Origin of the sequence: Neisseria subflava, from assembly GCF_005221305.1 — a bacterium.
Lineage (GTDB): Bacteria > Pseudomonadota > Gammaproteobacteria > Burkholderiales > Neisseriaceae > Neisseria > Neisseria subflava.
Map to the genome: position 1 here is coordinate 2,155,258 of NZ_CP039887.1, position 14,348 is coordinate 2,169,605.

Annotated in this window: 13 protein-coding genes; 10 read left to right on the forward strand and 3 right to left on the reverse strand. The window is 49.9% G+C overall.

The window, feature by feature from the left end:
* Positions 1-90 precede the first annotated feature (90 nt).
* Positions 91-933, reverse strand: coding sequence for a class II glutamine amidotransferase (locus tag FAH66_RS10555; protein WP_003684485.1), 843 nt, complete (start codon positions 931-933; stop codon positions 91-93).
* A 283-nt stretch (positions 934-1,216) separates the two neighbouring features.
* Here FAH66_RS10555 and FAH66_RS10560 point away from each other — a divergent pair, with 283 nt between their 5' ends.
* The 6 genes from FAH66_RS10560 (at position 1,217) to FAH66_RS11110 (ending at position 7,872) form a co-directional block, all read left to right on the forward strand.
* Complete coding sequence (locus tag FAH66_RS10560) at positions 1,217-1,957, forward strand: Slam-dependent surface lipoprotein (RefSeq protein WP_137041550.1); 741 nt, start codon at positions 1,217-1,219, stop codon at positions 1,955-1,957.
* A 109-nt stretch (positions 1,958-2,066) separates the two neighbouring features.
* On the forward strand, positions 2,067-3,506 hold the full coding sequence (locus FAH66_RS10565; RefSeq protein WP_137041551.1) for a surface lipoprotein assembly modifier: 1,440 nt from the start codon (positions 2,067-2,069) through the stop codon (positions 3,504-3,506).
* A 265-nt stretch (positions 3,507-3,771) separates the two neighbouring features.
* Positions 3,772-4,986 carry an MFS transporter gene (locus FAH66_RS10570; protein ID WP_137041552.1) on the forward strand — a complete coding sequence of 405 codons (1,215 nt, stop codon included), beginning with the start codon at positions 3,772-3,774 and terminating at the stop codon, positions 4,984-4,986.
* A gap of 284 nt (positions 4,987-5,270) precedes the next feature.
* A complete protein-coding gene (locus FAH66_RS10575) occupies positions 5,271-6,017 on the forward strand; it encodes a hypothetical protein (RefSeq protein ID WP_107810729.1) in 747 nt (248 codons plus the stop codon).
* 31 nt (positions 6,018-6,048) lie between these two features.
* Entirely contained in the window at positions 6,049-6,558 is a 510-nt protein-coding gene (locus tag FAH66_RS10580; RefSeq protein WP_244284945.1) for a hypothetical protein, read from the forward strand.
* Between the two features lie 36 nt (positions 6,559-6,594).
* The gene (locus tag FAH66_RS11110) at positions 6,595-7,872 is read left to right on the forward strand and encodes a hypothetical protein (protein WP_244284950.1); all 1,278 of its coding nucleotides are present in this window, start codon (positions 6,595-6,597) and stop codon (positions 7,870-7,872) included.
* 61 nt (positions 7,873-7,933) lie between these two features.
* Here FAH66_RS11110 and FAH66_RS10590 read toward each other — a convergent pair whose 3' ends face one another.
* Together FAH66_RS10590 and FAH66_RS10595 are read right to left on the reverse strand one after the other, a co-directional pair.
* A complete protein-coding gene (locus tag FAH66_RS10590; RefSeq protein WP_137041554.1) occupies positions 7,934-8,770 on the reverse strand; it encodes a PHP domain-containing protein in 837 nt (278 codons plus the stop codon).
* A 65-nt stretch (positions 8,771-8,835) separates the two neighbouring features.
* A complete protein-coding gene (locus FAH66_RS10595) occupies positions 8,836-11,232 on the reverse strand; it encodes a penicillin-binding protein 1A (protein ID WP_137041555.1) in 2,397 nt (798 codons plus the stop codon).
* Between the two features lie 153 nt (positions 11,233-11,385).
* Here FAH66_RS10595 and pilM point away from each other — a divergent pair, with 153 nt between their 5' ends.
* The 4 genes from pilM to FAH66_RS10615 are packed head-to-tail and all read left to right on the forward strand — an operon-like array spanning position 11,386 to position 14,334.
* Positions 11,386-12,477 (forward strand): type IV pilus assembly protein PilM, encoded by a 1,092-nt coding sequence (pilM, locus tag FAH66_RS10600; protein ID WP_167480340.1) that lies wholly within the window; start codon positions 11,386-11,388, stop codon positions 12,475-12,477.
* Positions 12,478-12,481: 4 nt separating this feature from the next.
* A complete protein-coding gene (locus tag FAH66_RS10605; RefSeq protein WP_049328903.1) occupies positions 12,482-13,105 on the forward strand; it encodes a PilN domain-containing protein in 624 nt (207 codons plus the stop codon).
* Positions 13,105-13,776 carry a type IV pilus inner membrane component PilO gene (locus tag FAH66_RS10610; RefSeq protein WP_003684514.1) on the forward strand — a complete coding sequence of 224 codons (672 nt, stop codon included), beginning with the start codon at positions 13,105-13,107 and terminating at the stop codon, positions 13,774-13,776. The genes FAH66_RS10605 and FAH66_RS10610 overlap by 1 nt, the downstream gene beginning before the upstream one ends.
* Positions 13,777-13,791: 15 nt before the next feature.
* The gene (locus tag FAH66_RS10615; protein WP_003684527.1) at positions 13,792-14,334 is read left to right on the forward strand and encodes a pilus assembly protein PilP; all 543 of its coding nucleotides are present in this window, start codon (positions 13,792-13,794) and stop codon (positions 14,332-14,334) included.
* The last annotated feature ends 14 nt before the right edge of the window (positions 14,335-14,348 follow it).

The following is a 14,348-nucleotide window of genomic DNA, read 5'->3' on the forward strand; positions in this document are numbered from 1 at the left end:
CTGGATTAAGTATAAAAAGGCCGTCTGAAAGGGCAACTTGAGTGAAGTTGAGCTTTTCAGACGGCCTTGAGTTTTTCAGTCAATCAACAGTTAAACCGATACGCCGACGGCGCGGGCAATTTCCAAACCTTCTTCCGCACTCATATAAACCGGATTTTCGGGGCGGTCGCTGCGGACGATATCGCCGTCTTGAAACATCACCAATTCATTGACTGCCAACTGCGACCAAGTTTCATCGCGCGTCAGGGGCAGGGTGGCGATGACGGAGACCTTATCGTTTGGTGTGGTCACTTTGGAAAAATCGACCATCACGTCGTCGTCCAGCAGGCGTGCTTTGCCAAACGGGGCTTTGCGCACGATGTAGTGCAGCAAGGTACTGGCATGGGCAAACAGGCAGTCGCCGTTGGACATCACAAAGTTGAACAAACCGTGGCGGCGGATTTCATGGGTTAGGCCGGCAATGGCGTCAAACAAAACTTCAGGTTCGGGCTTGGTGGCAAAGCGACTGCGCAGGCGGTTGAGGATAAAGCAGAATGCGCGTTCGGAATCGGTTGAACCGACGGCATGGTAGTACTCGCCCTGCTCGGGGAAAAAATCAATCAAATGGCCGTTGTGTGCAAACAGCCAATATTCGCCCCACATCTCGCGCATGAAGGGATGAGTGTTCGCCAATGAGGTCTGGCCTTGTGAGGCCTTGCGGATATGGGCGATAACGTTTTCGGATTTGATCTGATAGGCGCGTACCAAGTCGGCAACAGGCGAGTTGGCGCTGGGCTTGTCGTCGTGAAACAAGCGCACGCCTTTGCCTTCAAAAAAGCCGATACCGAAGCCGTCGGCGTGGTAATCGGTAATGCCGCCACGACGGCGGAAGCCTTCAAAAGAAAACATGATGTCTGTGGGAGTGTTGCAATTCATGCCGAGCAGTTGGCACATGGCGTTAACCTTTTTTTCGGGTATTTATAGGGTCATTATGGTGTATCGGGCAGGCAGTTTCAATATATTCTTTGCCGTTTTGGGGCAGGTGATACAGGTCGTATCGAATTAAAAATAAATATTTTCGCCTTATTGGAGATTTTTAGGATATTTGCTAATTCTGTGCTAACACTTCCCCTATAAAATGTTTTGTAGAACAAAAAGACCTCCTCACATAACGATATGTTCTACTCACAACGAAACATAATTTTCCCCACCATCGTCTTACCTCAAGGAGTGTTCAATGAAACTGAATCTGCAAAAAACCACCGCTGCTGTTTTGGCTGTTGTGTTCAGCGCAGGCGCATTTGCCGCTAATAATGCCTATAACCCATTCGAGTATGGCTACAAAAATCACAAATACGGCAAAAAATGGGGTAAGCCTGCATCTGAAGCCGAAGGCGAAAAAGTGATGAAAAATGCAGCCTACCGTTCAGGAGTGTATTACACCAACGTAAACCGCATTCCGGCAAAAGCAGACCGCAACGGCGTGAAAACCGTACAGGTCAACGACGCATACACCCGTCAAAACCTCGGCCGTTATGCGTTCAACACCATCAAGAGCGGCGGCTCTGAAGTGTATTACGGCGAGTGGGTCGGTAAAGAATACGCCAAAGGCACCAACCGCGGCGTTTTCTACTCAGGCGACAAACGCGCTACCTCTATGCCGGTATCCGGCGTAGCCAACTACGCCGTCAAAGGTATCAACAACTACACCGGCAACAACCCGATGGTCGGTACTTTGCGCGCAGACTTCGGTCAACGCGTCTTGGCAGGTTCTATGAAAAACAACGCTGTACAGATGGACATCCATTCCCGCATCAAACCGTCCAGCGCATCGTTTGAAGGCTACGCCCGCGCCAACGGCCACTTCGGTAAAACCGAAGGCCACTTCTTCGGTCACAACGCAAGCGCGCTGGCCGGTGTTGCCAAGTTTAAAACCGACCGCAACTTGGATACGGCATTCGGCGGTGTAAAACGCTAAAATCCGTAGTTAAGTAAAATGAAAGCCTGCTTCACGCAGGCTTTTTTAAACACCAGCCCGCCAACCTTCTCAAGGTCGTCTGAAAACTGCCGACCGGAAAGCCGACATCATGTACAAACCGTCTGCCTGCCTTATCCTCTTTCTCGCCGCCCCCGTCCTTGCCGCGCCCCGTTCTGACTTTTCAGACGACCGTACCGCGCAACGCCTGTGGCAGGACACCCGCCAAACCATGCAGGAACAGGAACAAAAAGTGCGCGAATACCACCTCGACATTCCCTCGGAAAACATCGGGCAGACAGCCGAAACCGATCCCGAAGCCGACCAAGGCGAAGCCCTGTTCAACGCCGTCAACCACAGCGACTGGCAGACCGTGCGCCCGCTGCTCGAGCGTTATACACAGCAAACCGAATACGACCCCGACATCGCCCTCTTTGCCCGCGCCTCGCTCGCCCGCGGCGAAGGCAGGTGGAAAGCCGCCAAACAAGACTACGAAACCCTGCTGCAACGCCACTCCGACTTCACGCGCGGACGGCTCGATTACGCCCGCCTGCTCTTTGAAGGTCGTCTGAACCGCGAAGCCACTTCCGAATTTATGCGCCTTCAAAACGAAGACCTGCCCGAAGCCGTCAAAGAAAACATCGGACATTTCCGCGATTCCTTAAACCAACGCCAAAGCTGGCAGGGCAGCCTTTCCGTCGGCGCCGTCCACAACAGCAACATCAACGAAGCCAGCGGCACAACGTGGTGTAAAACCGAAATCGACGGCGAATGTTGGGAAGAATTTTCAGGCGACAAGCCCATTTCCGCCAACGGCATCAAATACGAAGCCACCGCCGTCCGCCGCTGGCAGATTAAAGGGCATCACGGCATCGCCGCCCGCGCGCTCGGCTACGGCCGCTTCTACCGCGACCATAAAGACTTCAACGAACACACGCTCAACCTCAGCGCAGGCTACCAGTTTGAAAACCACCGCCACACCTTCGCCCTTGCCCCGCTTGTCGAATGGAACGGCAGCGGCGGCAAAACCCTCAACCGCGCCTACGGCGTACGCAGCGAGTGGAACCTCGACAAAGGCAGCTGGACTTGGAACACCGAAGCCGAGTGGAAACACCTCTCCTATTCCGACAAAACCCGCCTGCTCGACGGCAACCTCATCTCCGTTTACAACACCCTGTCCTACTTCCCGCGCAACGACCTCATGCTCTACGGCGGCATAGACTGGCAGCAGCGCAAAGCCAAAGAACCGGTGGACAGCTACCGCCTCATCTCCGCACGGCTGGGTGCGGCGAAAATGTTTGAAGCCGGTTTCGACGCCTCCGCCTCCGCCACCTTCGGCATCCGCGGCCACCGCGAAGAAAACGCCGTACTCGAACAACGCCGCCGCGACAAAGAGCAGACCTACCACCTCAGCATAGGCACGGACCGCTGGAAATTCGCCGGTCTCAAGCCCGTCCTCAGCTACAAACACCGCCGCGTTAGCGGCAACACCGACTGGCTGTACAGCTACAAACAAAACGCAGTCAGTCTGTCGCTGGTCAAATCGTTCTAACGCAGGACGCAGAAACACAAAGGTCGTCTGAAAATCGGATTTCGGGTTTTCAGACGACCTTTGCCGTTTTTTATGTGCCGTATTTCTGCCCGTATCCCATTCCCTGCCTTTCAGATAGAAAGGAAACGGACAACGTGGCGCGGATAGAGGTTTTGGCTATAATCAAAGCATTAGGTGTTATTTAGCCTGCGTCAGCCCGTTTGCTAAAATCCTTTATCCTGCCGCTTGTTTTGGCGGCATTTTTTCATAGAAACAAACCATAACCATGACACACACACAGCAAAAATCCCCTAACCTTTGGCTGGTTATCACTGCTGCCGCCTCCATCCTGCTGATTACCATCGGTATGCGCATGACTATGGGGCTGTTTGTCCGTCCGGTCGTCGACTCTACTGAGCTGAGCATCCAAGAGTTCAGCCTGATTATTGCCGTTTTCCAGTTGATATGGGGCGTATCCCAGCCGCTTTCCGGCGCGCTTGCCGACCGTTTCGGCGCGTTTAAGGTGTTGGGCGGCGGCGCGCTGTTGCTGGCATCTGCCTGTCTGATGGTGCCGCAAATGCCGACTTATTGGGGGCTGATGCTGGCAATCGGGCTGCTTTTTGCATTCGGAACGGGTGCGGGCGGTTTCTCCATCATCATGGGGCAAGTCGCGGCGAAAGTGCCGCCGCACAAACGCGGTTTGGCTTCGGGGCTGGTCAACGCGGGCGGTTCGGCGGGGCAGTTTCTGTTTGCGCCGCTGGTGCAGGGTTTGTTGATATTGCCCGCCGTCGGCTGGACGGGAACGTTTTATGTTTGGGGCGGCATTGCACTTTTAATCCTGCCGATTTCGTGGTGGCTGGCGGGCGGCAAAAACGCTGTCGCTACGCACCACACGTCGTCTGAAAACGGGCAAACGCTGGGACAGGCGGTCAAAGCGGCGTTTAAAGACCGAAACTACATCCTGCTGCACTTGGGCTTTTTTACCTGCGGTTTCCACATCGCGTTTTTAGTAACCCACCTGCCCAACGAAATCGCACTCTGCGGTCTGCCCGCTTCGGTCGCTTCGACTTCGATTGCGATTATCGGCTTGGCGAACATCGCGGGCTGCATTTTTTCGGGCTGGTGTACGGGGCGGTTTTTGGGCAAATACGTTTTGTTCGGACTCTACGCCTCGCGCGTGGCGATGGTGCTGATCTACCTTGCCGCCCCGAGAACTGACGTCAATTTCTACATTTTCGCCGCCGCGCTGGGCTTCACTTGGCTCGCTACCGTCGCGCCGACCGCCGCGATTACGGGCAAACTGTTCGGCACGCGCTATCTGGCGACGCTGTTTGGGCTGACCATGTTGAGCCACCAAATCGGCGGCTTTTTAGGCTCGTATATCGGCGGCATCGTGATTTATCAATTCAACGATTACGGCTGGATGTGGTATGCCGATGCGGTGCTGGCGGGGGCGGCGGCTTTGCTGAACCTGCCGATACGCGAAAAGAAAACGGCGTAACCCGCTTAAACCAAGCAAAGAACAAAGGTCGTCTGAAAACGGAAAAACGGTTTTCAGACGACCTTTTTCTATCATTAGTGGGAAACGGTCGATGTGTTTGGCAATCATGGCTTGGGTGGTTTGCTGAAAGAAGGTACTCATGAAAAATCCCCTAAATGTCTTGGTGGGAATTTAGGGGATTTTGGGGAATTTTGCAAAGGTCTCAATTAGCGTGCAAATGTGCTTGCAGTGAAAAAATATTGGGAATAATATCAATGCAAATAATAATTTTTATCAAGAAGGAGATGAGTGTGAAATTTTTAGCTGCTTTGTTGTGGCCGGCCATGTTGCTGCCCATTTTGTCTCATGCCGATAGCGGCATTCAGACGGTCTCTGTTTCTCAAGCATATGCGGATGACGCAACGGGCTGCGGGCAGCTTTATCCTGTAGAGAGCTTCGAGAATTTGTTCAGACAGATGGCCGGCACGCTGCATAGTGCCTGTTTGCTTGATATGCCGCCTGAAGATTTAGCGAAAAAGTGGCAGATTCCCGTGTACCGGCGCTATCTGCGGCTTTCCGGCCGTTTGCGGCCTGACGGAGAAAAACAGGCGGTACTCAGATGGAAAGACAAGGCAGAGCGGCAGAAATGGCTCAAACACAGGCGGCGTAAGCTAAAACGGCCGACCGACGGCTTTACGGTAGTGCATCAGACCGACTACGACGGCAGTACTTTTTTAGAAATCGAAGCAACGCCTGATTATATAAAACGATACCGTTCATTGTTTCCTGACGACCGTTATCCTGATGATTTGCCGAAACCCTATGTTTCATCTCATATCCTAAGCCCGGTCAGCGTATGCTTTAACAATGGAACAGAACAAGTTTTTCCTAGGTATACGGTAGTAAAACAAGTAGCAGTAGATGAAAACAACCATTTGATCGGGAGTGATAGACATTTGGTTATAAGGGAGGAGAAAGGTGCAGGAATATTATTTCAGCATCCAACAGACAAATGCATTAATGATATTTCCAGCATCTTTCTTATCAGATAGTCGATAGTATTTAATTTTAAAGGTATATGGTATGGCTACAACAGCACAAATCCGGCAGCATTTTTTAAAATTAGGGATGCCTGTTTCGGAAGTTAATCAGATTATTCGGGATTCAATTTTACTGGGGCAAACCCATAACTTTATCAATCAATGGGGGTTAGGGAGTATTCAAGCAAACACTAAATATTCCGGCATATTTTTCCAAAGCAAACTAATTGGCAGTAAAGAAAATAGAAGTATTGTATTCGGTACGGCAGACAAAAGATATCTGACTGCTTCTGATTGGGCTCATGAGTTAGGACATGGTTTGTCGAAAACAATTTCCAAGCTTGATCTTGATATTGATGGAAATCGCAATATAACAGCGAATGAATATGCACGAAGATTTGTTTATGAAGAAGGAAAAGCCGAATACAACCGTTTTCAGTTTGATTTGCGGAACAATCCCAAAGAAGCCAAATACGGATCGGATACGGCAGCAATCAAGGCGATGAACCAACAACAGGCTGTTGATTATTTTGCCCATAAAATGAAAACCTAAAACCCCAGCGGCGAGCCCGGTGATACTTATTGGACATTGGCGAAATCAATATTCCTTAAGAAAATCAATCCAAACCTGCTAAACGGTAAAACTCCGGCCGAAAAGCAAAAAATCCTGCAATCAGGAATGGATGAAGCAGCGCCTGACCATCCCAGCAGACTGTTTGGCGTAGGTGACGAGCGGGTTCGCTTTCAGAAAACCGATCCAAATATGCCGCTTAGTCTGATGCCGATGATGACACGTGGAAATCCTATGTTGATGGTGGTATTTGTACCTGCCAACAGCCGTTTGGCAGACAGTACGGTAACGACGGCTGCAAGAACAGCGTTATATTATTCTTCAGGCGGAAAGCAGGGGGCGATTGAATTCGGTATCGGTAGCGCGGGCAAGAGTGTCAGCTTCAACGATAATTTAGTAAATTACTCAAAAAGTGCGTATGCGGCACTGATTACTTCAGCCAGCAGGCTTCATTCCAATGCAGTGAACCGCTTGGCTGCTTTGGTCGAACAGCAAAAATCCGAACAGGCATCAGGAAAAGGCAAAGAAATTCATAATGAAAACGAAGCTTTGAAAGCTTTGCAGGATTTACTGAACAAAGCCAATATTTCACTTGATTTGCAGGGCGGAGTGGATAATCTTCAGCAGAATTTTGACCAAATTGCCAAAAATTACCATACTCCTCTTGCTATCGAGCTGTATGGAGAAGAGTTGCTCACGACTTCGGTAGAGGATGGAGTGAGTTTTGATATGGATGGCGACGGGATAGCCGAACAGACGGCTTGGCTCAAAAAAGGCAGCGGTTTTTTGGTTTGGGATAAAAATGGAGACGGCATGGTAAACGACGGAACGGAGATGTTTGGTGAGGCAACAGTTATGTCTGACGGCAAGCGCGCAGAAAACGGCGTAGAAGCTTTGAAAGATTTGGACAGCGACAATAATAATATCATTAATCAATATGATGAATTGTGGGGTGAGCTAAGAATCTGGCATGACGAAAACAGTAACGGGAAAACGGAGGAAGGAGAGCTTTCTCTATTGTCCGACTGGGATATCCAGTCGATCTCTTTGGATTTTGCAGAAATCAATCTGAAAGATGAAGCCGATAATAAAATATTATTTGAATCAGAAGTGGTTTTGGAAAATGGGGAAAGGCGCAAGGTTGCCGATATTGATTTCCAAAACGACAAAGGAATTTACAATGAGTTGGCAGGTGAAATTTCAGCAGAGACAGCCGCTGATGTCGTGTATCCGACGGAAATTTCAACATCGGTTATACTGCCCGGAGAAAATACTGCATATATCCCGGCCGTATAAACACGTTATCAGATATGGCTTCCAAAGATATTTGGTAGGATAATCCTTTTGCGTGAGGCATTCAGACGGCCTTAAAGTGTTTCCAGACAGGACGGCATTGTTCGGGTAAGTCGGGACAGGCGCCGAGTATGCCGCCGCTGAAGTCGTTGGGGCGGTGGAAGTCGCTGCCTGCGCTGGCGAGAAAGTCGAAGCGGTCGGCAAGCAGGGCATAGTTGAGGCGGTCGTTTTTACAGCAGTTGCCACTGTGCACTTCAATCCCTGCGCCGCCGAGATTTTTAAATTCTTGAAACAGGTTTCGTTTGGCGGTGGCGGATAATTCATAGCGCATCGGGTGGGCGATAATGGCCATGCCGCCCGCGCCTGTAATCGCGGCTACGCAGTCTTCCAGTGTGGCCCATTCATGTCTGACGGAACAGGATTTGCCGTCTCCCAGATATTTGGTAAATGCCTGCTGTTTGTTTTTGACATGGCCTTCGCGGATGAGGAATTCGGCAATGTGGGTGCGGCTGGCCATTTCTTTGTTGGCGGCCAATGCCAGTGCGCCTTCATACGCGCCTGTTATGCCTTTTTTCTCCAGTTTGGCCGCAATGGATTCCAGTCGTTTCAGACGGCCTTTGCGGACTTCGGCAAGCAGGTTTTGCAGGGCTTCGTTGTGTTCGTCAAAGTCCAAACCGACAATGTGGATGGTGCGGCCGTGCCAAGTGACGGATATCTCCACGCCGTTGACGAAGGGGAGGCTGAGGGTATCGGCTTCGGTGCGTGCTTCGGCAAGTCCGCCGGTATGGTCGTGGTCGGTCAGGGCGAGCAGGGTGCAACCGTTTTGACGGGCGAGTCGGACAACTTCGGTTGGGGACAACATGCCGTCTGAAACGGTCGAATGGCAGTGTAAATCAATCATGGTTTTGCTTTGAATTTTCTCAAACAAGGCCGTCTGAACGTTTCAGACGGCCTTGTTTTAGAACATTAGAACAGAGAGTCCAGTTGTTGTCTGTTATTGTTGCCGGTATTGCTTGGCAGAACTGGGGTTTCGTCTGATTCTTCACGGGCTGGCGCAGTGTTGCTCTCGGCACTGCGGCGGTTTTCATTCGGAACGGCATGACGGGCAGGTTGAGCAGGACGCGGAGCAACGCCGCTGTTGTCCAAGGCCAGGTCGGAGCTGGTGGTCATGCGTTCGCGCATATACACTTCGCCGCCGTTTGTAACCACGCCTTCAGGTGCTTTCATCGGTTTGACGCTGGTGCCTTTCAGGGCGAAGCGCATGTATTCTACCCAAACCGGTACGGCGATTGTGCCACCGTAGCCTGCACTGCCCATGCTGCGCGGTTTGTCAAAGCCGATATAGACGGCAGTCACAACGCTAGGGGTGAAGCCGACAAACCATGCGTCTTTGTTGTCGTTGGTGGTACCGGTTTTACCGGCGATGTCGGAGCGGCCCAGTGCGGCTGCACCGCGCGCGGTACCGACACGGACAACGTCCTGCATGATTTTGTACATGATGTAGGCGTTGCGCGGGTCAATGGCTTGAGGTGCGTTTTCACCGGCCACTAACGGCTGCATTTGCGCTCTCAGACGGCCTTGGCTGTCGTAGATTTTGTCGATGACGTGGGCAGATACTTTGTAACCGCCGTTGGCAAAGACGCTGTAACCTTCTGCAATACGCAACGGAGTGGTTTCGCCTGTACCCAAAGCCATAGACAGGCTGGCAGGGATTTCAGACGGCTTGAAGCCGAAGCGTTGGATGTATTGTTGCGCGTAGCCGATGCCGATAGACATCAGGATGCGGATGGACACCATGTTTTTCGACGCGGTCAAAGCCTGACGCAGCGTGATGTAACCGGCATAGCGGCCGTCAGAGTTTTTCGGGTTCCATGCTTTACCGTTTGCACCTTTGCCAGGCAGGGAAATCGGCGCATCGTTAATCATGGTGGAGGCAGTCATGCCTTTTGCCAAAGCGGCGGAATAAACGAACGGTTTGAACGTCGAGCCGGGTTGGCGCATGGCTTGAGTTGCGCGGTTGAAGGTTTTGCTGTGGTAGTCGTAGCCGCCGACCAATGCACGGACTGCACCGGTTTTCGTGTCTAAAGACACCAATGCGCCTTGCAACAAAGGCTCTTGAACGACGGTAAAAGTATCGCCACTGCCTTTAACGCGAATGACGGAGCCGCGACGGATGCGGTCATCTCCCATTTTTTCGTTGTTGACGGCACGGGCGGCAAAGCCTAAAGCGTGGCTGTTCAGCGTGACTTTACGGCCGCTTGGCAACTGAATCTGTACACCTTTGCGTGAGGCTTCCAATACAACCGCAGGAATCATTTTATCGACGGTGTAAAGTGTAGAAAGATATTGGCTGACAGTTTCTTCTACGTTGTCGCTTTTGCTCAGGTCGATGTAGTTTTCTGCACCGCGGTAGCTGCTGCCGCGGTCGAAGTTGCGCAAAACTTTACGCAGGGCTTCGGTGGCGACGCGCTGGTGTGCGGTATCGACGGTGGTATATACCTTGAAGCCTTGTGTGTAGGCATCTTCGCCGTATTTTTCAAACAGCTCTTGACGCACCATCTCGGCAACATACAGGGCATTTTGGTCGATGTTTTGTACAAAACGCTCGTAATGCAACTCTTCTTTCAAAGCCTGATCGCGTTGCTGCAGGGTGATCATGCCTTCTTCCAGCATATTGTTTAGAATATAAGCCTGGCGCAGTTTGGCACGCTCAGGGTTTACAATCGGATTGTAGGCGGAAGGTGCTTTAGGCAAGCCGGCCAACATGGCGGCTTCGGCCAATGTTAAATCATTAACATTTTTATTGAAATAAGTTTGGGCGGCGGAGGCAAAACCATAAGCGCGTTGACCCAAATAGATTTGGTTGAAGTACAGCTCCAAAATCTTGTCTTTGCTTAAAGACTGCTCGATTTTGTAGGCCAACAGGGCTTCGTTGAACTTACGGGTGAACGAACGCTCGCTGCTCAGGTAGAAGTTTTTGGCAACCTGTTGCGTAATCGTACTGGCACCGGATTGAACACCGCCGGCTATGACGTTGCCGATTGCGGCGCGCGCCACGCCCCAAACGTCCACACCCCAGTGGTCGTAGAAGCGTTTGTCTTCGGCGGCAATCACGGCGTCTTTTAAAATTTTCGGGAAGTCACCGATTTTGGTAAATTCACGCCGTTGTTCGCCGTAAACGCCAATGACTTGGCCGTCTGAAGAATAAATCGTCAGCGGCATTTTTGGTTTGTAGTGTTGTAAAGAGTCCAAAGACGGCAGTTTTGGATAGGTTACCAAAATTGCAATTGCAATCAGACCTACACCGAAAAGAGCCAGTCCTAATAAGAGACCCATGCAGGTCGTTATAATTTTTTTAATCATGACTAAGTAATAATTTTGCCATTAATGGCGATAAATAAAGTAAAATGGGAAACGATTTCTATCAGCCACAGTCAATACTGTGTAAAGAATAAGAAGTCCTTTACGGATAACGAAACAGTTACTCACTCCTAAATGATACAGGGAAGTCAAATCATGCGCTTATTTAAAAGCACGAAAGATACCAAAACAGGCAAGGCTTCTAGCGGATTGAACAACCGCTCTGCCATCGGCGTCGACATCAGCCAACATGCCATTAAGATGGTACAACTGACAGGCCGTAGTTTAAACCAAATTCGGCTGGAGAAATACGTTATTACCAAATTGCCTAAAAATATTGTCAAAGGCAACAAAATTCAAGACTACGATCAGCTTGCCACTTACATCCAACATACTTACACACAATTACGCAGTTCTTGCAAAAATATTGTTGCGGCTATGCCACAAAATTTGGCGACAGTCGAGCAAATTATTTACAACCCGCGTGATACCGATTTGGGCTTGGAAGAGTTTGTCGAGGCGGAAGTCGGCCAATTTGCGCCTATTGAAGAAATGAACTACGACTTTCAAGCCGAAGAAGTCGGTTCGGGCCAGCATGTTTTAGCTGTTGCCGCTAAAAAAGACGATGTCGAACCGCGCATTGAAATGTTTGAAAATGCGGGCTTGCCTTTGTCCGCTTTGGATTTGGACTTACTGGCGCAACGCAATGCCTTCGTTTATTGGATGAATACGCATGCTCCCGAAATGGCAGAGGAAAAAGTTGCCGTGTTCGGCATTCATGCGACGCAAATGTATGCCCTGATTCTGCAAAACGGCCGCATTCTCTATAAACAAGAAACTCCGGTCAGCACAGAGCAGCTCAATCAGCTGATTCAGCGTACTTATCGGGTAACGGAAGAAAAAGCCGCTCAAATGATGGCTTCCCAAAACAAGCCTTCCGACTACCAGTCTCAGATTGCCGACCGTTTTAATGTGCAGGTTGCGCAAGAAGTTCAGCGGGTTTTGCAATTTTACTATACCACGCAGGCCACTGATTCTTTCGCCAATATCAAACACATCCTGCTGACCGGCTTTACCGCTCAGCAGGTAGGTTTGGCGGAAAGCATTTTCTCGCAAACCAATACGGCAACAGAATACCTGCATCCGATTTCATATGTGGAACGCAGTGCAAAAGTAGAATTGCCGCAGTTTCAAATTGATGCGCCGTCACTGACGTTGGCGTTTGGATTGGCATTAAGGGGACTTTGAGAACATGATCGAATTAACCAGAATCAACCTTCTTCCGTATCGGGAAGAGATTAAACAGCGCAAGCAGCAGCAATTCAAAGTATTGATGCTTGGCGCTTTTGCAGTGGGTTTGGGCTTGGCAGCCGCTACCTATCTCGGTATTGATAGCGCCATCAGCAATCAAGAAGGCCGCAACAACTTCCTGCAAACCGAAATCGACAGACTTGATAGAGAATTGGGCGAAATCGATAAACTTCAGCAAGAAAAAGAAGCCTTCTTGGCCAAGAAGCTGAAAGTGGAAGAGTTGCAGGAAAAACGCTATCAAGCAGCTTATATCCTTGATTCTTTGAATGCGCTTACGCCCGATAATACTTATTTGACTGCGTTGGAAGCAGAAAGCCCGACCAGCTATAAAATTAGCGGCCATGCCGTCAGCGACAATAAAATCGCCGTTATGATGCGCTCCCTGCCAAGTACAGGTATTTTCTTGCAGCCTGAATTGTTGAGCATCAAAAAAGTAGATAACTACCAAGAATTTACTTTGAAATCTTCAATCAACCAAGTGAATACGCCGGCTCCTGCACCGACTGCACAAAGCAGCAGTGAAATAGCCGAACCTGTGGCAGAACCTGCTCCGGAGGCTCAATAATGGCATCTAAAAACCTGAAACAATTGGACGTACAAAACCTGTACCTGCTCAATATGCCTTCAAAACTTTTGCTGGGAGGTTTGTTGATTGTCGGTATGTTGGCGTTGGGCTATGTCGGCGTATTTAAAGATCAGATTGAAACCTTGAATACGCAGGAAGCCAAAGAAGCAGAACTGAAGGAAACCTTTACGCGTAAAAGCATTCAGGCGGCAAGCTTGAACAATTTGAAGGCTGAATTGGCTTCTATCCGTTCTGCATTTGACGTTTTGTTGAAACAACTGCCGACCGATGCGGAAATTCCGAACCTGATTCAAGAGCTGCATCAGGCAGGTTCAACCAACGGACTGCGTTTGGACAGCGTTGCACCGCTCCAACCTGAAAACGATGGTCCGATTCAAAAACTGCCGTATCAGATTTCCATCACGGGCAAATACTCTCAAATCAGCCAATTTACCCGTGATGTAGGCGATTTGTCGCGCATTATTACGTTAGATTCTTTGAAACTCGTGAACGCAGGCGAGGACAAAGAAGGCAAAGGCAATAAAGGCGAGTTGACATTGAGTGCGATTGCGACGACTTACAAAGCCCGTCCGGCCGAAGAGATTGCTGCCGAATTGGCTGCGCAACAGGCACAAGAAGAAGGCAAACCTGCCGAGAATGAGCAAAAATAAAAGAATAGGGAAATCATGAAAAAAATCATCTTACTCTTAAGTCTTCTTCCCTTGGCAGCCTGTACGCAAAGCTATGAAGATTTGACTCAATGGATGACGCAAACCCGTCAGGAAGCAAAATCCAAGATTATTCCGTTTGAAGAGCCGACGGTTACATTGCCTAAGCCATATAGCCCGCCGAACTTTAAAGGCATGAATGCGTTTGATTCACGCCGTTTGGACACTGCTCCTAAAGGCGGCAATGCGCCGGATGTGAACCGTCCGAAAGAAACATTGGAAGCCTTCAGTTTGGAAAACATGGCCTTTGTCGGAACGCTTCAAAGCGGCGGCAAAGTTTCCGGATTTATCAAGGTCAACGACCATGTTTATACCGTTTATCCCGGAAACTATATCGGTCAGAATTACGGCAGAATCCAAAGTATTACTGAAGATAAAATTATCTTGACCGAGCAAGTTGAAGACAGCTACGGCAACTGGGTGTACCGGAAGGCCGAATTGCCATTGAGCAGTAAAGAGGCGGATTCTTCCAATAGCTCAGATAGTTCGAATTCAAATTAATTTAGGGGTCTCAC